This is a genomic window from Acaryochloris thomasi RCC1774, from assembly GCF_003231495.1.
Taxonomy (GTDB): domain Bacteria; phylum Cyanobacteriota; class Cyanobacteriia; order Thermosynechococcales; family Thermosynechococcaceae; genus RCC1774.
In genome coordinates this window covers 280,241-300,768 of the sequence record NZ_PQWO01000005.1, presented here as the reverse complement: position 1 = coordinate 300,768, position 20,528 = coordinate 280,241, and the positions used below count along the sequence as shown (strand labels likewise).

General features: G+C 51.3%; 19 protein-coding genes and 2 pseudogenes. 9 read left to right on the top strand and 12 right to left on the bottom strand.

Going from position 1 to position 20,528, the window contains the following annotated elements; all coding sequences use genetic code 11:
• Positions 1 to 4: 4 nt before the first annotated feature.
• The 4 genes and pseudogenes from C1752_RS10905 to bchM form a co-directional block, all read right to left on the bottom strand.
• Entirely contained in the window at positions 5 to 1,267 is a 1,263-nt protein-coding gene (locus tag C1752_RS10905) for a P-loop NTPase family protein (protein ID WP_233501513.1), read from the bottom strand.
• Between the two features lie 159 nt (positions 1,268 to 1,426).
• On the bottom strand, positions 1,427 to 1,963 hold the full coding sequence (locus tag C1752_RS10900) for a DOMON-like domain-containing protein (RefSeq protein ID WP_110986089.1): 537 nt from the start codon (positions 1,961 to 1,963) through the stop codon (positions 1,427 to 1,429).
• Between the two features lie 22 nt (positions 1,964 to 1,985).
• A pseudogene (locus tag C1752_RS30250) lies at positions 1,986 to 2,111 on the bottom strand (Rpn family recombination-promoting nuclease/putative transposase); the annotation flags it as partial.
• A 132-nt stretch (positions 2,112 to 2,243) separates the two neighbouring features.
• Positions 2,244 to 2,924: pseudogene (gene bchM, locus C1752_RS10890) on the bottom strand (magnesium protoporphyrin IX methyltransferase); the annotation flags it as partial.
• 188 nt (positions 2,925 to 3,112) lie between these two features.
• Between bchM and C1752_RS10885 the strand changes: the two are divergent.
• Entirely contained in the window at positions 3,113 to 3,481 is a 369-nt protein-coding gene (locus C1752_RS10885) for a DUF2614 family zinc ribbon-containing protein (RefSeq protein ID WP_233501512.1), read from the top strand.
• 231 nt (positions 3,482 to 3,712) lie between these two features.
• Positions 3,713 to 4,639 (top strand): alpha/beta hydrolase, encoded by a 927-nt coding sequence (locus tag C1752_RS10880; protein ID WP_233501509.1) that lies wholly within the window; start codon positions 3,713 to 3,715, stop codon positions 4,637 to 4,639.
• On the opposite strand, the gene hpnA is transcribed toward C1752_RS10880, so the two are convergent.
• From hpnA to C1752_RS10860, 4 genes are all read right to left on the bottom strand, one after another.
• On the bottom strand, positions 4,636 to 5,631 hold the full coding sequence (hpnA, locus tag C1752_RS10875) for a hopanoid-associated sugar epimerase (RefSeq protein WP_110986086.1): 996 nt from the start codon (positions 5,629 to 5,631) through the stop codon (positions 4,636 to 4,638). The two genes, C1752_RS10880 and hpnA, sit on opposite strands and share 4 nt — an antisense overlap.
• 70 nt (positions 5,632 to 5,701) lie before the next feature.
• On the bottom strand, positions 5,702 to 6,472 hold the full coding sequence (locus C1752_RS10870; protein WP_110986085.1) for an ABC transporter ATP-binding protein: 771 nt from the start codon (positions 6,470 to 6,472) through the stop codon (positions 5,702 to 5,704).
• A 70-nt stretch (positions 6,473 to 6,542) separates the two neighbouring features.
• Positions 6,543 to 7,718 (bottom strand): FtsX-like permease family protein, encoded by a 1,176-nt coding sequence (locus C1752_RS10865; protein WP_110986147.1) that lies wholly within the window; start codon positions 7,716 to 7,718, stop codon positions 6,543 to 6,545.
• Between the two features lie 125 nt (positions 7,719 to 7,843).
• Entirely contained in the window at positions 7,844 to 9,796 is a 1,953-nt protein-coding gene (locus tag C1752_RS10860; protein ID WP_110986084.1) for a DNA polymerase III subunit gamma/tau, read from the bottom strand.
• Between the two features lie 466 nt (positions 9,797 to 10,262).
• On the opposite strand from C1752_RS10860, the gene C1752_RS10855 reads away from it, so the two are divergent.
• Positions 10,263 to 11,117, top strand: a complete 855-nt coding sequence (locus tag C1752_RS10855; protein WP_110986083.1) for a hypothetical protein — start codon at positions 10,263 to 10,265, stop codon at positions 11,115 to 11,117.
• Positions 11,118 to 11,877: 760 nt separating this feature from the next.
• Here the strand turns inward: C1752_RS10855 and arsC are convergent.
• The 3 genes from arsC to C1752_RS10835 all read right to left on the bottom strand — a co-directional run bounded on the left by arsC (position 11,878) and on the right by C1752_RS10835 (position 13,927).
• Entirely contained in the window at positions 11,878 to 12,267 is a 390-nt protein-coding gene (gene arsC, locus C1752_RS10845; RefSeq protein WP_199464351.1) for an arsenate reductase, glutathione/glutaredoxin type, read from the bottom strand.
• Positions 12,268 to 12,287: 20 nt separating this feature from the next.
• The gene (arsB, locus tag C1752_RS10840) at positions 12,288 to 13,439 is read right to left on the bottom strand and encodes an ACR3 family arsenite efflux transporter (protein WP_110986081.1); all 1,152 of its coding nucleotides are present in this window, start codon (positions 13,437 to 13,439) and stop codon (positions 12,288 to 12,290) included.
• Positions 13,440 to 13,528: 89 nt separating this feature from the next.
• Positions 13,529 to 13,927, bottom strand: coding sequence for a heavy metal-responsive transcriptional regulator (locus C1752_RS10835; RefSeq protein WP_110986080.1), 399 nt, complete (start codon positions 13,925 to 13,927; stop codon positions 13,529 to 13,531).
• A 133-nt stretch (positions 13,928 to 14,060) separates the two neighbouring features.
• On the opposite strand from C1752_RS10835, the gene C1752_RS10830 reads away from it, so the two are divergent.
• The 3 genes from C1752_RS10830 (at position 14,061) to C1752_RS10820 (ending at position 16,034) form a co-directional block, all read left to right on the top strand.
• Entirely contained in the window at positions 14,061 to 14,555 is a 495-nt protein-coding gene (locus C1752_RS10830; RefSeq protein WP_158535063.1) for a GNAT family N-acetyltransferase, read from the top strand.
• A gap of 135 nt (positions 14,556 to 14,690) precedes the next feature.
• Positions 14,691 to 15,500 carry a tRNA 2-thiocytidine(32) synthetase TtcA gene (gene ttcA, locus C1752_RS10825; RefSeq protein ID WP_110986078.1) on the top strand — a complete coding sequence of 270 codons (810 nt, stop codon included), beginning with the start codon at positions 14,691 to 14,693 and terminating at the stop codon, positions 15,498 to 15,500.
• 99 nt (positions 15,501 to 15,599) lie between these two features.
• On the top strand, positions 15,600 to 16,034 hold the full coding sequence (locus tag C1752_RS10820; protein ID WP_110986077.1) for a GNAT family N-acetyltransferase: 435 nt from the start codon (positions 15,600 to 15,602) through the stop codon (positions 16,032 to 16,034).
• Between the two features lie 25 nt (positions 16,035 to 16,059).
• Here the strand turns inward: C1752_RS10820 and C1752_RS10815 are convergent, their stop codons facing one another.
• The gene (locus C1752_RS10815; RefSeq protein ID WP_110986076.1) at positions 16,060 to 17,682 is read right to left on the bottom strand and encodes a cyclic peptide export ABC transporter; all 1,623 of its coding nucleotides are present in this window, start codon (positions 17,680 to 17,682) and stop codon (positions 16,060 to 16,062) included.
• Between the two features lie 513 nt (positions 17,683 to 18,195).
• Here C1752_RS10815 and C1752_RS10810 point away from each other — a divergent pair.
• The 3 genes from C1752_RS10810 (at position 18,196) to C1752_RS10800 (ending at position 20,461) form a co-directional block, all read left to right on the top strand.
• On the top strand, positions 18,196 to 19,425 hold the full coding sequence (locus C1752_RS10810) for a response regulator (RefSeq protein ID WP_110986075.1): 1,230 nt from the start codon (positions 18,196 to 18,198) through the stop codon (positions 19,423 to 19,425).
• Positions 19,426 to 19,516: 91 nt separating this feature from the next.
• Complete coding sequence (locus C1752_RS10805; protein WP_110986074.1) at positions 19,517 to 19,882, top strand: response regulator transcription factor; 366 nt, start codon at positions 19,517 to 19,519, stop codon at positions 19,880 to 19,882.
• Complete coding sequence (locus tag C1752_RS10800; RefSeq protein ID WP_110986073.1) at positions 19,883 to 20,461, top strand: chemotaxis protein CheW; 579 nt, start codon at positions 19,883 to 19,885, stop codon at positions 20,459 to 20,461.
• The last annotated feature ends 67 nt before the right edge of the window (positions 20,462 to 20,528 follow it).

Below are 20,528 nucleotides of genomic sequence, written 5' to 3'. Positions count from 1 at the left end.
GCACCTATGGCGTCAACAACTTCTTGCGTTGTAATAAATCAGTCACAAATGGATGCAGGTCATACCATAAATCATCATTCTCATATTCCAAAACATAGAGCCCATGCAGCAATTCTAGAAATTCTGGACTCCGAGCATCGGGTGGCGTAAAGCCTGCGTAAATCTTCACCAACAGATCATAGAGTTCGCTCCCTAAACTGCGAGCGAACTGATTCCGCAACGTTTTGACGGCTGAATCTAGAATGTCCGTATTGATCACCAAATCAGGCTGATCTGGCTCCAGCTCTAGCTCCAGCATGCATTCACGGCAGCATTCTTGCCCTAAGCGGATCAGTTCTCGCAACACGCCACCACTCAACAGCACCAATTGCTGCATCACATTGGGGTCAATCAAATCCTGAGGGATGCGTTTTGCCAAGATTTTTTGCAAGATCTCAACATTCTCGGCAATGGCTTTACCGTTGGGTAGATGCGCTTGGTCTTGAGGATAAAACTTTGTGACCGATAACAGAACAATCTGACAAAAAGATTGCAAAGTTGCCAACAGCCTTGGCTCTCTGACCACAGAGATAGGAATGGTGAACACTATGCGAATATTCGGCGAGAAAAGAGCGTTGATATTATCCCGATAGATAGCTTCAACAACAGACAAATCAAGCTTGTCAAGATCATCAATAATAACCAACACTTCTTTTTTAGTAGCGACCTGAATTGCCGCAGCAATCCGATCGATCATATTGGTCAACTCAGACACGCGACGCTCAAAGGTAATCTTGATCTCTTCTCGGAACGTATCTTCCTTTTTGAGCTTTGCAGACAGGAAACTTAAGAGATCGCCACCCGCTCCCACTTCCTGCTTGAATTGGTCGGTATATGTCTCACTCTTCGTGGTTATAAACCAGTTCAGTAGCTGCTCTTTTGTAGGCTCAGGAATAGAGACGCCGCTTTTTGAAGCCTTGCTCAACAGCGTCAAGGCAATAGCATAAAGAATATTGATGTGGTTAACATCCGACATTTCCACCATGTCAGCAATTGAAAACAGCGCGACAAAGTGCTGCTGCTTTTGCATCAAGATATTGAGTTCGTACAGGAGCGTTGATTTTCCACAGCCCCGATGTCCCGTAAAGATGACTTTGCCGTTGGCTTCAGAGGCTTGTACCTCCTGCTTCAAGCGCGCTAACGTCCGACGACCATACTGCACCCTAAAGTCTTCAATTTCTTGAGGTGCCAATAATGGAAACAGCCCCAGGTTCCGGGATGCTTGCATAAAGCGCTCGTATCGGTCGCTTGGAGCCATATAACGTGTCACAAAGTGGGCTAATTTACGGAGCGGGTGAAGCAGCTACCCTGATAATACCGAAACGAGCAATAGAATCACTGCCTCTGCCTGCTAGCGATCGAGGGTTAATCTTTCAGAAAATCGTGTTTACGCTTTGAGGATGAAGCTATCCCGCCGATGGAAGTCTGCTTCGGCCCCCGGATGCGTCAGTGCCCAGTAGCTCATTAGGTTGTTTTTGGATTGGAGAACGGTTGCGATCGCAACCTCCAACTCCCCCTCCCCAATCCCAAGCAGCGTTAGATCAAGGTCTAGCGACAAATGTAGTCGACCGGCTGGGCGTTCCACCTTAAAGGGAAGGACCGTCACAGAAGCTTCTTCCCGCATCCCGGAACGATAGGCATCAAACCGATAGACATTCCAGTGACCAGCGGTTGATAAGTTGATCTCCCAGTAATTCTCAGAACCGGCCGGCCCAAAAAAGAGCTCCAAACAGGTGGTTGCCCACAGGTCATCCTGTCGAGACGGCGCATCGCTAGGGGGCAAAGCCACAACCTCACCCAAGGGATCAACGACAACATAACGGATACGCAGGCATTCGGGGTTGCGCGTCAGCTCTCCCTTAACCTGAATGGAGGATAGGGCGCTTGAACACAAAAAGGGCTGCAATTCGAAAAGCTGAGTCATAGTGCAGACAGTAATATTAGCCCTCTGCCCGAATTGGCTCTAGCGACAGTTCTGAGAGCTGGAGGTCTGTTAAAGCGATTGGCTCACCAACAGCTGCAAGATCCGTGGTGAAATTTTCCGCCAAGAATCGGCAAACATTATCAAACATTCTGGGTGCTTAAAGAGCACTCCAGAAGGCCAGTGCAGCTAGCCCAGCGATCAAGACAAAAATGGCCCAAGCTAGGGTAGCAGAAGATTGTGACTCCATAGTAGAAGCAGGTGCAGTCACGCCCTCCGGGAGACGTTTAGCCTCCAATATCCGAGAGAAATAAAAGCTGGTCTTGGTCATGCCGGTGCGTTCCACCTGCCAACCTGCAGCCTGCAGAGCCGCCACCACATCCTGCTCTCGATGCAGATAGGCCCGCGTCGCTTTACTCGGCCCAGGGAAGAAGTCGCCCACCTTTTTGAGCAGCGTGTACGCCACTGTCTTAGGCGCGAAGCTCAAAATCACCCGGTTAGTGGCCAAAGAACTCAGGTGCTTGATCATCTCCGCCGCTTTTTCCTGCGGATAGTGAATCAAGACGTCGAGGCAGACCACGGTGTCATACTGTCCCGATAGCTGCTCCAAATCCTGCACAGAGAACTGCGGCAAATTGGCCTCTCCCAATGCCTGTTTAGCTCTATCTTCGGCCTCACCCACCATTTTGGCCGAGATATCGCTGCCGGAAACCTTGGCTCCCATTTGAGCCAGCGGAATGCTGAGGCTCCCGACTCCACACCCAGCATCGCAAATGGTGCGGCCCTCTAAATTATTGTCGGCTCGGAACCAGCCGAGAACCGTATCGACGGTCTGCTGATGGCCTTCCCGGATATCAAGCTGAACCTTATTGACCTCTCCGCCACCATAGATGCGCCGCCAGCGGTCGAAGCCTTCTGCATTGAAGTAATTCTGAACAATGGTTTTATCGTCGATAGTAGCCATAGATTTGGGGTGACAGGGCAGAAAGAGCTTGACCGATAAAGAATGACAAGATTTATCTTAATACTTGCTGAGGCCCAGAGCGAAGGCTAGCTAGCGGAGATCCGTACTGCTGCTGCATAGACGCCCTACGGGGGCTTGTTAAAATAAACTATAGTGAACTCCAGCTTGGCGGTCTTTAGGAGGCTTTTGTGAACCAGCGCTACGTTATTAATTTCCCAGCTTTGCGCTCGTGGATGTTTGCGATCGCATTTATCTGCTTGCTCAGCGTTGTGGGCTTGGGCTGGCTGGTGAAGTCTTTCTTTGTGTTGCTGGCGCTATTGTTCATCACCCCCATCATTGCCTTCTTTGGCATTCGCTGGTGGATCAATCGCAATCTGGTGCAGGAACCTTGTCCTTCCTGTGGCACAGCGGCGGTGGGACTCAAAAATCGAGTGACCCAATGTCCCCAATGCGGCGAGAGCCTTGAAGTAGAAGGACAGCATTTTAAGCGATCCACTCCTCCAGGAACAGTCGATGTCCAAGCGGTTGAGGTCACAGCTCAAGTGGTCGAAGACTAGAGCGCAGCTAAGCAATCATAAGGATTAGTGCAATCTTCCTATGGTGAATCACAGGACGCTATCGATATTTTTGAAGTGATGGCTACACGTCATAATTTTCAGGAGTCTATGCCTGTGAGCGGGGGAACTCTCGCGGTATCTACTCCGTCTTTCTTGCCGTAGGGGGCAACGGCAAAACCGTTAGGGTCAGCTTCTCTTGAGCTTTTATCATTGTCTGAGGGTTACCAATTCGTGGGTCGAGTACGTCGGTTAGCGCCGCGATGGATGCTGATGGGGTCAATGGGAGTTGCGATCGCATATATCCTCTTCTGCCTTTATCTTTTCCAGCAGCAGCGCACCATCGTCTTCGACCCCAATCGTCCCATCACCACACTGCCCAACGACCCCACCTTCAAACTGCCCTACGAAGACATTACGATTCCAGTCGGTGATCAGCAGCAAATGCAGGGCTGGTGGATTCCAGCACCCACCGCAGATGAAGCCATTGAAGCGATCCCCAACGAACCGACTCGCATCCTTTCATCGCCAATGGTGGTTCTAATGCTGAAGGGCAGGGGAGGCAATCGCAGCTCTCGCAGCCATCTCGCCAGAACCAAAGGACTCCGACAGCTCGGGTTTGCGGTTCTGCTTGTGGACTATCGTGGCTACGGTGATAGCGACGGCGATCTGCCCAGCGAAGCAAATCTATATCAAGATAGCCAAGCGGCTTGGCACTACTTAACCCAGGTTCGCAGAATTCTACCAGAGCAGATCGTGATCCACGGCGAATCGATGGGCGGCGCAGTTGCTATCGATCTGGCGACGCAGCAGCCCCAGGCGGCGGGTCTGATCGTGCAGAGCAGTTTTACCTCGATGTCAGCGGCGATCAAGCAGTTCGAATGGCTGAATCTATTGCCCATTGATCTATTGCTGACCCAGCGGTTTGACTCCATTGCCAAGGTGAGATCGCTCCAGATGCCCGTTCTCTACCTGCACGGCACCGCCGATCAGATCGTACCGGCTTTTATGAGCGAACAGCTCTATAAGGCAACGCCAACCCAAACCCCAAAGGAATTGCTGCTCGTCCCCGACCGGACCCATTACCGTATCTACCGTCCGGGTCAGACCTCCTATCTGCGGGCAGTGCAGCGGCTGGCGAACAAAATCGAGGCGCGTTAGCCCTGCCAGTTGGGCACATAATCGTGATGAATAAACCAGTCCACGGCCTCACGGAGCGCTACCCTCACATCGGTCTGCGGCAGTCCCAAATCCTGCACGGCTTTAGAGGCGTCATAAAACATCTTCTGTTTCGCCATTTTTACGCCAGCTAAAGGCACAGAGGGCGTTTTGCCCAAGGGAGCCAGCACACATTCATCAATCCAGGCAGCCGTCAGCGGAATCCAGGCCGGCAGACCACTACGCGGCTCTGGGAGTCCCGTAATCTCAGAGAGCTGCGCCAGAATTTCCTGTAGTGTCAGGTTGCGGTTGCCAAGGATATAGCGCTCTCCAGTTTTGCCTTTTTCCAGGGCTAATAGATGCCCCTGAGCAACGTCTCGCACATGGATCAGATTCAGCCCCGTATTCAGATAAAAAGGCATCTGACGCCGGAGAAACCGCAGAATCATATCTCCCGTTGGCGTGGGCTTTAGATCCCAAGGACCGATGGGAGTACTGGGATTGACGATCACAATATCCTGACCAATGCTGATGGCGTGGAAAGCCTCCTGTTCAGCTAAATACTTGGACTGCTTGTAGGCCCCAATCAGTTTTTCAATGGAGCTTTGATAGGTCTCATTGGCAATGGCCCCTGAGTCTGGCACCCCAATGGCCGCGACAGAGCTGGTATAAACCGTCCGTTCAATGCTGGCATCGCGTGCAGCCTTCAGAATATTGCGGGTACCCAGCACATTATTGCGGTAGAGCTGATCTCGCTCCGTCCGCCAAAGACTGTAGTGGGCTGCCACATGAAACAGCACCTGACAGCCACGCAGATGCTTGACCACGCCGGGGTCAAGTAAATCACCCGTGACGATCTCGACATCAAGATCTTGCAAATTCGTTCTCAGGCTCTCGGGACGAACCAATACGCGCACCTGATAGCCCTGCTTGAGCAGTAACCGGACTAAATTAGCGCCGACAAATCCTGTTGCCCCCGTCACAAATACCTGCACGTCAGTTGGCCTCAGTAATGATGGAGAACTGGACTTTGCTCATGGGAGGTCGAATTTAACGCTGGTGTGATTATGCCATCTTCACTGAACTTTGCTCATGGGCAGTTGAATTTAATGCTGGCGTGATCATGCCATCTTCGAGGTATACAACGCGATCTGCCACGTCAATAATGCGCGGATCGTGGGAAACCATTAAAACGGTACAGCCCTCTTCTTTTGCCAGCTTACGTAGCAGTTCGATGATGGCGCGCCCGCGCTGAGAGTCTAGGGCTGCAGTGGGTTCATCGGCGAAAATCAACCGAGGGTTGGCCGCTAGGGCACGTGCGATCGCAACTCTCTGCTTTTGCCCCCCAGACAAATCACGGGGCAGATTCCGCTCCTTATCTGACAGCCCCACCTGATCTAACAGCCGCCGCGACTCTTCCTTCGCTGCCTTACCGCGCACGCCCTTGAGATTGAGCGCTGCCTCTACATTTTCCGCTGCGCTCAGGGCAGGAAACAGATTAAAGCCCTGAAAAATAAAGCCGATCTGCTGCAGGCGAAACTTTGAAAGCTTAGGCCGCGATAGGCCCGTAATCTCCTGCCCTAGAAGCGAGACTCGCCCTGCTGTTGGCGTTAAAATACCGCCCAAGATAGAAAGCAGCGTCGTCTTGCCCGAGCCTGAAGGCCCCATCAACAACTCAATATCCCCCGAAAGAATTTCGAGATCAATCCCCTTGAGAGCCTGAAACTTCTGCTCTCCCGCCTGATAGGTCATCTGCAAATTTTGGGCCACAATCGCAGGGGGTGACGCAGGAGGCGAACGATCAGGCTGAGTTTCTGTCATGAATGAAACTGGCATACAATACCTTCAGCTCAAAGCTTACAACTTAATAGTCCGGCAAAGATCGGCGTTCTGGAGCCGTGATCGCTCACGACTTGAACACCATCGCCGGATCCAGACGCGTCACCTTTTGAATAGCAAAGATCGCCGCTCCACTGCACATCACCACCGTAATCAAGAACACCCCCGCCGCAATACCAGGATTAATCAAGATTGCGATCGCCTGGGCCTGAGCTGTCCAAGCCCCCAAACCCGCAGATAGAGCAATACCGGGCACGTATCCTAAAACCGCCATCCAGAGCGCTTGCTCTAAAATCACCCGGTAGATATACCAGTCCGGCGAGCCCATTGCCTTCAGCGTTCCAAACTCCTTCAGGTGATCGCTGACCGAAGAATAGAGAATCTGGCCCACTACAACAGTCCCGACCACGACACCCACCGCAGCCCCTAAGCCCAAGATGTAGCCCACACCCGTACTGTTGCGCCAGTAAGTTTGGGTTAATTCAGTTAGCTCAGGCTGCGTCAATACCCGCACATCGAGCAGCTCAGACTCCAGCCGTTTCTTGAGAACCTGCAAATTCTGACCCGGTTCAGCTCGCACCAGCACAAAATTAATGCGTCCCTCCGGCGTTAGCGCTGGCGGATCTGCAGGATTGGCTTCAGGAGAAGCGACGGGAGACTCCAGATAGGCCAGCGCATTAGGCAGCGACGTAAACACGTACGGACTCGATACGATAGAACTAAGCCCTGAGGTCATTCCAGACACCTGCGCCTCGAAGGAGCCAATATCAGCCGTGGCCCCAACGCCTTCGATATCTAGCGAACCTAACTCAAGTTCATCCACAATAATGTGATAGGGCTGCTTGACCTGGTTGAAATCACCCTCAATCAGGGGAGCAGGCCGAAAGAGTTCACCGTCTGGATCGAACCCCACAATTTTGATTGGCGCAATCTGATCAGAGGCATAGCGCCAGACAGATCCCTGAGAGATTAGCGCCTCAGCCGTCTTCACCCCCTCAACGGCTTTAGCCTGGGCCACTCGCTCGTAGGGCATCGGCAGCGTCAGGTCAAGATAGCGCATATCCTCTGAGGCAACCCACAAATCGGCATTGGCATTGTCAATCAGCAGGGTTGTGGACTTCGTAAACCCATTGAGCAGCCCCGTCTGGATGGTAACCAAACCCACGGCAAACATAATGCCAGCCTGGGCCACGATAAAACGAGGCAGATCTTGAAACAGATTTTTGCGCGCTAGAGAAACCATAAACAATCAACAAGAAGAACGGGTGCAGTCAGACATACCCTGCCAAGCCTGTCCACGACTCAATTAGCCTACCGGATTCTGCTGGGACCAACGTGAGGCGGACTGAAAAACCCCCTGAGAAAAACTTAAGCTTTTTCTGAAAGGGGTTCAGGTTCGGGAGCATCCGCCACGATCGCTCCACCAAAGAAGTTCGCAAAGCTACGGGTCGTTTGGGTCAGCTCATCCTCAGTTTCCCAGAGAACAGGTGCAGGGCCTAAATCAGCCTTGGCAGGCATCGCTGCTGCCATCGATGACTCAGGAGGTGGGGAGACAGGAGAAGGGGGAGCCGCAGGCGAGGGGAGCGGCTCTCTCAATGACTCAGGAGCGGCTGCTTGGGTCGGGGCTGCAGGCTGTGAAGAAAATGACGGTGCTGGCGATGATTGGGGAGAGTGCGCCGGAGCTGCGGGTGGCTGAGCCGTGGGCGTATTAATGACTAAGTTAGCTTTAATAGGTCGATGAAACAGGGTCTGGAATGCAGATTCCACTTCTTCGAGCTTCCTCTGGGCGGTGGGGACTAGTCCCTTCGGGACGCCAATTCTGGCTTGGTTACCGCTGAACGACAGGAGCTGTCCGTGCTGATTAAAAAGCGCGCGGCCTGCGGGATGAAGCTGGCCGAGCATTTGCTGCCACACCTGAGCAAGATCGCTAGACGGCTCTGCTGCAGGGGGTGGGCTAGCAGGGGCCGGACTTGATGCGACAGGACTCTCTTGAACGGGGGGATCAGCTTGGGGCTGAGATTGTGGAGCAGCCGCAGACTGAGACACAGCAGGCTGAGGCACGGTAGCAGGCTGCTGTACAGGAGGCTCCTCTAGTACAGCGGCGGGCACAGCAGCGGGCGCAGGAGAGGCCGGGAGAGGAGAGGCAGCATGTGCTTGAACGGTAAGCGGGAGCGCAGCTTGCGGCGGACGCTGTACAAAAGAATTAACGGGAGAGGCTGCCACAGGAGCGGTTGCACCAGGCAACAACCCGAGCAGGGCCACCTCTAGCCACAGGCGGGGCTGCGTTGTGTTTTTGACCTGCGGCTCACAGGTGCGCAGATGCTGCTGGCCCGTCAGGATGGTTGCCATCTCTAATTGTTGGGCCACATCACACAGTTCTGCCCAGGTTGCTTCGGTAATTGTGACTAAATCACGTCGATCAGGTGCGGTTTTAGCAATCAGCAAATCCCGATAAAAGCCCGTCAGATTCTGCAAGACGATCAGCGGATCTCGACCGCGATTGAGAAGCTGGTGTGTTTGACTGAGTAACGCATCCGGCTGCTGGGCCATAATTGCCTGCACTAGCGACAGCAGTTCGCGTTCAGGCACAGATCCCGCGAGATCCCAGATTTGTTCAGGGGCAATCTCGCCCGATAGCAGGCTGAGCTGATCAAGCAGGCTTTCGGCATCGCGCAGCCCACCTTGAGACAGTTGCGCCACCAGTTCGACGGCAGCACCAGTGATGGGGATCGACTCCTGCTCAGCAATATGAGTGAGATGGGACACCATCGGCGCCAGGGGAATCCGGCGGAAGTCGAAGCGCTGGCACCGAGAAATAATGGTGGCCAAAACCCGCTGGGGATCGGTGGTGGCTAGAATAAAGACGACTTGAGCAGGCGGCTCTTCTAAGGTCTTGAGCAGGGCGTTAAAGGCTGCCGTGCTCAGCATGTGTACTTCGTCGAGGCAGTAGATTTTAAACCGACACTGGACGGGGGCAAACTGGGCCCGCTCAATCAGCTCGCGGATATTATCAACGCCGGTATTGCTGGCGGCATCGATTTCAATCACGTCTAGAGAGGTACCCAAAGCTATCTCTCTGCAGACAGAGCAGGTACCGCAGGGGCTGGGCGTGGGTTTTTCGCTATTGAGACAGTTGAGAGACTTGGCTAAAATGCGGGCGCTAGAGGTCTTTCCGGTGCCCCTAGGGCCTGTGAACAGATAGGCCGGAGCAATCCGCTGAGAGTCGATGGCGTTAGTGAGGGTAGTTGCGATCGCATCTTGTCCCACCAGATCGGCAAAGGTCTGGGGACGATACTTATGATGCAGCGGCTCGTAACCCACGGTGGCGTCAAAACTCAGAGTACTGTTCCACTGTAGAGGATCTGCGGAGTCGCCAACTAAAACCTAAACGGTCTCCACAGGTAGCGTGGACAACCCATAAACAAAGAGGCGTAACCTTACCAGTCTTGATGAGGAGACTGGAGAGAGAAATAACAGCCGAAGGCGCAGGTGATCACCCAGAAGCTGAAGAGCTGGATTAGAAACGAATCCCACATGGTCAAATAACTGTTCGTGAACATATGTTAACCAATATTAACGCACGATTAACTTCGTTGGCAACCTCTTATGAAGGGAGTGATTTAGGGCTTAAGTGAGCAGCGTCTAGCGAATCAATTGGGGGCATGGATGTGAGGAGGAACCTTTCTAATCATCAAGAATTACAGCAGAAAGACAGCGCTGTAGGATGATTGGAGGATTGACCCTATAATCTTTCTAGACTCAAGGTCTCGCTGAGACTATAGCAAATATGCAACTGGGAAGCTACGAGCACCAAAAACTATTCTGTCACGCTCTGACGGATCATCATGTCAAATACAATCTCGACCAGATCCCCTGGCCGCAGCTGGCAGACGATCAGCTGCAGCGACTCCGCGAGATTCCATTTTGGGCCGAGGTGCTGCAGCAAAAGCGGCAGATGGCTCTAATTGTCGGTGCCCTTGCGGCCCAGACGAAGCCGACGCGGCTGAAGGGGGGGATCCTCTTGCTGTCTCAGGAAACAGAGCGGCAGGTGAAGCTGCTGGAGCAAATGATGGCGTTCTACCAAATTCCGAAGGCCAACATTCCGGCTCGCCCCTTGCCGGGTGAGTTGACCCCCGTTCTGCAAGATTTAGCTTTTGACCAATACCTCAGCGCCTATATTCTGTGGGGTTGGTTTGCGATCGCAAGAGAACAGCAGTATCTGCCTGAAGCCCTGCTTGAGGTCTGGGAACCCATCCTAGACGAAGACGCTCGCCACAGCATTTTCTTCGCCAATTGGACAGCGGGACAGCCGTTTAGCCCTAGCAATAACTGGCGGCGGTTGCGCGCAATGTGGGAGCGCGGGCTTCAGTTTTTGGGACTATTTGACCGCTTTGGTCGTCAAATTGAAGATGCAACCCTACCCCCAACAGCCACAACAGCAGATATCTTCATGGGCCAGCTCACCGCTGCACGACTGCTTCAGTACTGTCTTGATGCGCACGAGCAACGGCTGGGTGAGGTAAAGCCCCCGCTGGTGAAGCCTAAGCTGGCCCCTGAATTGACCCACTGGCTACTGCGAATTCTCCGGGCATGGCCGCGGCGACAGGCTCCAACGGCAGCCAATCCTTCAGGCTCTCGATAGGAAAGGGGTGATTACGATCGCTCAAGCATCGAACATCGAGATTATAAAAGCTAATTGTCAGATAAAGCTGGGACGAAGCAGAATAACTCCTCCAGATGAAGCTAGACGAAAATGCCACGGAGAAAGCAATTCAAGGGAATAGCGAACAATCTCACTCAATGGGCACTCAGTAGAAACTTTGATTTGCAAGGGTATTGGGCTATTGGAAAGTTATACAACGTTGCAGAGCAAAACAACACAGACACAGTAGTTCTACATTTGACATTGAATACTGTACATCCAGAGGCAGGTAGCGAAACATTGAACACAGCTATCCAGTTGCTAACTCAGGCGCTGCATCGAGCGATGGCATCGAATAGGATGCCAGAATGCTGGCTCAAAGAGGCACAAGTAACATTTTGCTTCAACGTCCCTTATCAACATCAATATCACCATTGGAGGGCAGCTCTTGGTCAACCATGCACTTGCTCTGTCCATATAAAAACAGATATTGATAGCGTGTATTTTCACGAAAATGGGTGTAACTGTTGGACACATGACCCGAAAAAGGAACGGCGTCGCTATGGTTTCTAAAAAAATGACTGCAAATTAACGTCATGGTGGCATTACTTGTCCGCCTTCACAGCTAGCTTGATGATGGCAACTGTACGCATGTACAGCACTGATTTGTTGCCATGATGCTACAAGAGGAAGTTGCTCTCCCCCCAGAATTGGGGGGCCGGGGGGGCCAACGCAGGGTCGTGAGCTGTATGCAAGCAGTTTACTGACTAAGAAGCTTTTCAACATTGGCTTTCACCTCATCTCGAACGCGGCGAAACGTTTCTAGCGTTTCCCCGGCTGGATCGTCGAGCTGCCAGTCTTGAAAAATTTCTCGGGTCACCCACTCTTCGGGCAAATTCACGCCACATCCACACAGAGAGATCACCACGTCAAAGTCTTCAGCTTTGAAATCAGCTAGCGGCTGGGACTGCTGAGCACTAATATCCACACCCACTTCATGCATCACCTGCACCGTCAGGGGATCGACCTGACTGGCCTCTAGTCCCGCACTGGCAACCTCCGCCTGCCCCTGACTCATCTGTCGAGCGAAGCCTTCCGCCATATGGGAGCGCCGCGAGTTGTGCTTACACACAAACATCATTCGTTTCATGTTCAATCACCTTATCTTGATTAATTCAGCGGATGGATACAGCGAGGGTCAGTCAACGTCGCCTTTTCTGGCGAGCGCGGGAACCAAAAGGCGGTGCGTTTGCATAGCTCCACCAACATCAGCATCAAGGGGACTTCGATTAGGACGCCCACAACAGTTGCAAGTGCGGCACCAGAGTTGAGACCAAAGAGGGTTATAGCAGTTGCTATAGCCACTTCAAAGTGATTACTCGCTCCAATTAGAGCAGCCGGAGCCGCATCTTCATAAGTTAACCCCAGCTTTTGCGCCGCCACGTAGCTGATCAAGAAAATGAAATTCGTTTGCAAAAATAAGGGAACCGCAATCAAAACGATGTGGAGCGGATGCTGAACAATCAACTCTCCCTTGAAAGCAAACAGCAGCACCAAGGTCACCAACATTGCAATCACAGCCACCGGACTGAGCCGCTTGAGAAACACACTCTCAAACCAAGCACGACCTTTGTGTTTCAAAATCCAGTAGCGGGAATACATGCCCGCAGCCAACGGCAATCCAACATAGATCAGGACGGATAAAACAATCGTCTGCCAGGGTACAGCCAAATTATTAGACGCCAGTAGCCACCTTCCCAACGGCGCATAAAGGAACAGCATCGCCAAAGAATTTACCGCCACCATCACCAGCGTATGGCCCTGATTGCTATAGGAGAGATACCCCCACATCAGCACCATCGCCGTACAGGGCGCAATCCCCAGCAGAATCGCACCCGCAATATAGGAATCGATTAAAGTGACTTCACTGCCGCGAATCACCTCTGTCCCTGTGATCAGCGGCTGAAAGAGGCGACCTAAGAAAAACTGGGCAAAGGCCACCATCGTAAACGGTTTAATCAACCAGTTGACCACTAAAGTTAAGACCACTGGCTTCGGCGTCCGGGCTGCCCGTCGTGCCTGACCAAAGTCAATTTTGACCATGATCGGGTACATCATGAAAAACAGACAAATAGCGATGGGCACCGACACCTGATAAATACTCCAGGCATCAAGGGTAACCGCCACTTGCGGGAAGAAACGCCCCATAGCGATACCGATCAAAATACATAGAGCCACCCACAGGGTAAGATAGCGCTCAAAAATATTCAGTTGACCACCGGCCTGTACGGCCTTACTCTTTGGCGAGCGCGCTTGAATCATGACAATACAAACCTCAAGTACAGAGAGAATTAGGAACGATAGAAGGCTTCAAATATTGAGAGAGAGGGAACGCGATTTTCGATCTCAGTTCATTCATCGGGCTGAAAGATGCCACAGTCAGTGGCTATCTGTTGCTGACTTATCGCTGTTTCACATCGCTGCACCAGCGGCAGCAGCTCTTCTCGCAGTTTCTGAAGCTGCGCAATCGTCGTTTCAATCTGCTGGAGCTTCTTAAGCAAGCGTTGATGGACCTCACCGCAGGTCAAACCCTGCCCCTCCTGTAGCTGCAGAATTTCTTTGATTTCATCAAGGGTGAGTCCTAGCGCTTTGGCACGCTCAATCAACGACAAACGTTCAATATCCTGCTCAGCAAAGATTCGATAGCCCGATGCATTGCGAGATGGCGATGGAATCAGGCCAATGCGCTCATAGAAATAGAGTGTCTGAGCGTTGAGGTCAAATTGACGGGCAACTTCGCTGACGCGCATGAATTAAACCGGAAGAGAGTTGCAGATGGCTTAATCGTAAACCCTATATCTATGTATAAGGTCAAGCCCGAGAGCGATTAGTCAGCAAGCACAGCAGATGTCGAACCTGAGCATTTCGTTTAAATTCGAGAATATGGACAAGTCTCTGACTCCATCACTTTCGGTACGTCAAGCCCAACCTGATGAGATTTTGAAAATCTTGCGGGTCCAGATTGATGCGTTGAGGGTTCTCTGCGTAAAGGATTACTCATTAGATCAAATCGAAGCCCTCGTTGATCGCAATATTAGCCACTTCAGCCGCGGTGGATATCGGGGTGAAACGACGTTTGTTGCTGAGCTAGAGAATGTAGTGGTTGGAGCCTCCTCTTTGTTGGGACACCGCATCAGTGCTGTTTATATCCATCCTCTCTACAACCGTCAAGGGATAGGAAGCCAGTTACTTGATGCGGTCGAGCACTTGGCATGCTCCCGAAACATCAGGACTTTGCGGGTCACGGCTTCCTTGACAGCCTTCCCCTTCTATAAGGCTAAGGGCTATCAGATCGTGGACGAATCCCATCTTGTGACGAAAGATGGCCTACGAATCCGATGCATTGAAATGATGAAACAAGTGTTGAGTGCTTACTGAAGACTACTCTCCCACCAGCTGCTCATCTGGTGGGAGGCGAACGTAGAAACCTTAGTGGCTTCATGCAAAAAGTCTAATATTCAGGTCAAAGGGTGGTTCGCTAAAATGGGCCTCGTACTCTTTAAGATCCCCTAAATGGAAGCGACTATTAGTCCAGCCAAGCGCTTGAAAAAACTGCAGGCTCGTTTGCGGGGTCTCGTTGGTAAAGCCATTCGAGACTACAACCAGATTGAGGCGGGCGATCGCATCATGGTCTGCCTCTCCGGCGGCAAAGACTCTTATACAATGTTGGACCTATTGTTAGCGCTCCAGCGTAGCGCCCCCATAGACTTTGAGATTCTAGCCGTCAATTTAGATCAAAAACAGCCCGACTTCCCGGCTCATATACTGCCGGAGTATCTAGAGAAGCTGGGAGTTCCCTACCGCGTTGTTGAAGAAGATACCTACAGCACGGTGAAGCGGATTATCCCGGAGGGTAAAACGATGTGCGGTCTCTGCTCTCGCCTGCGCCGGGGGATTCTTTACCGGGTTGCCAACGAAGAAGGGGCCACCAAAATTGCGCTAGGGCATCATCGCGAAGACATAATTGAGACCCTATTTTTAAATATGTTTTACGCAGGCAGGCTAGAGGCGATGCCGCCAAAGTTACTCACCGATGATGGCCGCCATGTTGTAATTCGGCCCTTGGCCTACTGCCCTGAGCAAGATATTCAGCGCTATGCAGATCTGAGACAGTTTCCGATCATTCCCTGTACGCTATGCGGGTCACAGGACAGTCTACAGCGAGTCCAGGTGAAGCGGTTGCTCCAGTCTTGGGAACAAGAGTATCCGGGGCGGACTGCGAGTCTCTTGAGCAGCCTGCAAAATGTTGAACTCTCTCAACTTGCCGATTCCAAAGTCTTTGATTTTGCTTCACTCTCTGGCACGACTGCTCAGACCCATTAATCAGACGGGGAGTCGGTTCGTTGGAGCCTGAGTTTCTCAAAATCTCTTCTAGATACTCAGATACTGGCGCTTGCTGTCTATTGAAACCTGAATGAATGCATGGTGGACCTAAAAATCGAAGTTGCTTTTGATCCGCAACCCAACGAAATCGAATTTGTGGGGCAACAGCTTACCCATTTCAACAGAAGTCATGCAGGTGAGAGCAACTATCGGCGCTTGGCTATCTTTTTAAGAGATACAGAGCAGCAGGTGGTAGGCGGTTTAGTAGGAGAAACTTCTCGACAGTGGCTGCATGTTGACATGCTGTGGGTACATGAGACTTTTCGAAGAAGAGGCTATGGCAGCATTCTCCTAAGCACTGCTGAACAGGAGGCGATAAAGCAAGATTGCCGTTATGCCTATTTAGATACGTTCAGTTTTCAAGCTCCAGATTTCTACCAAAAATGTGGGTACGTTGTCTTTGGAGAACTGCCAGATTTTCCCGAAGGGAGGAGTCGTTTCTTTTTGAAAAAGGAGTTGCAGAGGGTATTGTAATCATCGAATAGCTGTCCGCTCGGAGCTAGATGTTGTCCATCTTGCCTCTAAACTCATCTGACTGAATTTTGCCGTAGTCTAACTTGATGATGCGATCGCAACTCTCAAAATATCGATCATCATGACTGACCACAATCACCGTCTTTCCCTGCTGCTTCAGAGCAGGCACTAACTGCGTATAGAAAACCTCTTTAAACACCGGATCTTGATCAGAGGCCCACTCATCAAAAATATAGATCGGACGATCCTCTAGATAGGCCGTCAACAAAGCCAGACGCTTCCGCTGTCCCTGGGATAAATTAAGCGTCGAGAGCCGTCCATTCTCAATTTTGACCTTGTGGTCAAGTTCCAACAGTTTCAGATAGGTTTGGGCATTGTTATCCTCTAACCCTAAGAAGCGATCGAAAAGATAAAAATCGGCAAACACTGCAGAAAACTGCTGGCGATATTGTTCGCGGTTGCGATCGCAAATCACGTCTCCGTCAAAAACAACCTGTCCCGACTCAGGCTGATATAGACCCGTCAGCAATTTGATCAGCGTAGACTTGCCGCTCCCGTTGCCACCGACAATAAATACAATCTCTCCAGGCCAGAACTGAAGCGTCAGCGGCCCCAATGAGAAGGGATGGTCTCCTCCAAGATAAGTGTGAGTCACGCCCTCAAGCATCCAGGATTGCCACGATGGCTGAGACGAGTCGTTCATCTTGAAACGTTCAGTTGTTTGAGCCGCCAAAGATAGCCCCAAAGACTCCACCTTTGCCAGCGCCACATTCGCCTGCGCAACCTGAGGCAGCAAACCCAAAATTCCATTGATAGGCGTAATCAAAAATAAAATAGTCAGCACATAACTGGTCAACAGTGATGCAGAAATCGTCATAAAGGCAGGGAGCGCAAAAAGGAACAAACCCACCATCAGAAACACCAGCGCAAAGCCCACACCTCCAACAAGGGCATACATCGCCATTCCCCGTAGCCAGTACTTGCGTACCTCCCCCAAAGTCAGCACCAGCTCCTCTGCGAAAAAAGCCTGTCGCCGAACATAGTGCAGCTTCAGCTCCTTCGTTCCAACCGTCACCGCCTGGAAATGCTGAAAGAGTCGATCTTGAACATTGCGAGCCTTAGTAAAAATGCGCTGTCCTTCCGCAATCAAAAACTGCAGCGTGTAGAGAATCACGACCGAAACACCAATCATGATTAAGAAAAGGAGCGGTGAAAGCCAACAGAGATAAACCCAGCAAGCCAATACGATCGCTGAACTCGTGCACAGAATAGAGACAGAAGCCGAAGAGGCAGCGATCGCCTCCACATCCTCTGTCAGCGTGGCCAGTAATTTAGGCACCCCCAACAGCTCAAGATGCTGCAGCGGACAGTTGAGAATCTGACGGGTAAGCTGCAGTCGCAGGGTATACACCACATCCTGCGCCAAAGACGTCAGAACAACTTGAGAGACCGTATAGGTGACCGACAGCAGTCCGCAGAGGCCTAAGAACGACCAGGGTAGCCACGACGGTGGCTGATCCAAATGCAGTAGCGCAAAATTGATGATGGCAATTAAGCCCGCACTACTGCCCCCCGCGAGCAATCCTGTGAACGCAGCCAGTATCACTAGCCAACCTGAGTTTTTCAGCAGCAGACGAAGCAGTGGCATAGGCGATCAGTACAAACCTATATCCTATGCATTTTTAGCTCTCACAATATTTTAGGATCCGTCAGGCTGCAGCCTGACACAATCACAGATTAATCCTTGAGTCCACCCCTCACAAAAAAAATCGCATCTTCCGAGAAAGTGCCTCAGTATAATTAAATAAATTCACTCAATCAGAAGCTAGAAAGAGGCCAACAGGGCAAAGATAGTCATAGCTTTTTAAGAGTTATGCTTCCGAGGCCCAGGCAACATTTAATGTGAAAAATCGACAAAATAGATAAAGGTCAGCTTTTTTTGGGTATTATAGGCAGACGGCGTAAATTATGTCGTTTTACTAAGAAAAGTAAATTGAGTCAAAGGTAATTGATGTTAGACGTAAAAAATCAAACTTATATTAAGCGGCTGAAACACCTTTAAAATCGATAACTTTGCAAGCAGTAGAGCTTTTTATGCTCATGCACTTGGCAATTAGAAGAACGCTTGCGCAACCTTCACATCCTAAAACACAGCAAAGGTATGGAACGGAATATCTTTAACCCCTACGAGCTATTGATTGAGTTATCGAGTTCTCAGGCCACGGGTGTTCTCAAGGCAAGTTATGGTTCGGCTGTTTGGCACATTTATCTATCTAACGGCGATCTTCAATATGCTGACTGTGCCGCCCATACCCTGGCACAACTAAGCTATCTGCTCTGCCGCCAGGGTTTAGAACGAGCTTTGCCCATCTTAAAAGAGGTTCCACAGGTCGCCAAGTCCGCTGGCGAAGCCTCCAACATTAGTCATATCCGCGAGAAAATTCAACAATCAATGTGTTGGCTTGATGAGATGCAGGCATTGGACTCAATGCAGGCTAAACAGCTCATCGAAGATGTAACCCAAGATGCCTTGGAATCATTTTTTTGGCTGCGAGAAGGGCAGGCTAACTGGAAGAAAGGCGCGAGTACACCCAAATGGGTCGCATCAGTACTCAGCGGGACTCCGCTCTTAGAAGTAGCAGACACTATCAAATTTTTGCAGCGGCGAATGAAGGGCTGGCAAGGATGCAGTTCATCACTTTGGTCGCCCTACCAGCGTCCCTATTTATTAGATTTTCGTGACATTAATAAACCCGTTAAAGGCGGGAAATTAGCGCCGGCGGCGCTAACCAAACTAGCGCAGTTGATGAGCCGAGGGCTTAGCATCCGGCAGCTCTCTGTCCTGATAAAGCAGGATGAGCTACATGTGGCTCAACTGCTGGCCCCCTATATCGAACAGGGCGTCATCTTCTTGCGGAACCCTCAACCTCCGTTTGATGCATTGCCAAAGATACCCAGAGCACCTAAGCCACCGGTTGTTCAAGCAGCACCGTCGAAAGAGACTCCCGTTGCGAAGATCATTTGCATTGATGATAGCCCCATCATTCTGGCTGAAATCGAGCGCTTTTTAGCAGGCACTCGATATGCGGTGACCACGGTTAACGATCCGATTCAGGCATCATCGATTATTTTTCGTATTAAACCCGACCTCATTCTGCTCGATATTACGATGCCGAGGGTCAATGGCTACCGTCTGTGCAGTTTACTCAGAAGCAGCGCGATGTTCGATGAGACACCCATCATTATGGTGACAGGGAATACGGGACTGATTGATAAAGCCCGAGCCAGATTGGCAGGGGCGACCGACTATTTCACCAAGCCTTTTACACAACCAGAGCTGCTGAGTCTTGTAGAGCGGTATTTATCGTCACACAATGCTAAGCCAGCGTAAATGAGAATACATTTATGTGATCGTTGATCTTGACATCTCGCTTTCTTTATAAATCTCCCTCAACCTCATCTAGAACCACGAAGGACAACCCATGAGCGCCAAAATCTTAGTCGTCGATGATATGCAAGCGGAACTGGACCTGCTCTGCCAATATCTAACGGAAGAGGGATACACCATTGTGACAGCAGTCAATGGAGCCGAAGCCTTAGAGAAGGTGAAGCAGAATAAGCCGGATGCCATTGTCACGGATTGGATGATGCCTGAGATGGGTGGCTTAGATCTAGCCCGGAAGCTCAGAAAAGACCCTGAAACAGCAGATATTCCTGTGGTGGCCTGCACCGCGAAAGATCGAGATGTTGATCGGATGTGGGCAGCAAAGCAAGGGGTTGAAGCCTATGTCACTAAGCCCTGCACCAAGCAAGAACTCGTGAGCGCCCTTCGGGCAGCAATGAACTAAATGACGGATCAACCCGCGCCCTCAACGGCCTCAACGGCCTCTCTATCTCGACTACAGGAGCTGCTGCCACAGCTCTTTCAGGCCACACAACTGCCAGGGCAGCCCTATCTGCGTTTTGTCCTCACTGAAGGCGTGGGGGCACTGGTGCCGATGGGGGCTGTGCAGGAATCTTTGATTGTTGCGGCAGAGCAAGTCACCACACTGCCCAACATGACACCAGCAGTGATAGGGCTGATGAGTTCGCGGGAGCAGGTGCTCTGTCTTGTGAGTCTGGCACAGATGCTGGGCTATCCCTCTACGATGGGGAGCCTACGGCAATATCCTGTGATTGTTGTTCGCGTCCCCCGCTCTAAGTATCAAGGAGCGGCTGAGGGCGAGACTTTATTGGGGTTAGCTGTGTCTCACATTCAGGGTGTTGTCCGCCTAGAACCCAATCAGCTCCAGGCTAAAACAGAGCTTTGCCCAACCAATTTGAATCCCTACGTCGTGGGGACCAGTCAGCTAGATGGACAGCTCACCTATATCCTAGACGTCCAAACTTTATCAGAAGCCCCGTCTCTCTATTCTTCTACGGCATAGCTCTAGGCTGCGCCGTGACTCGTCAGCTGCTGGCTAGCCGTTGATGTGACTTAGCCCTTTTTTACTC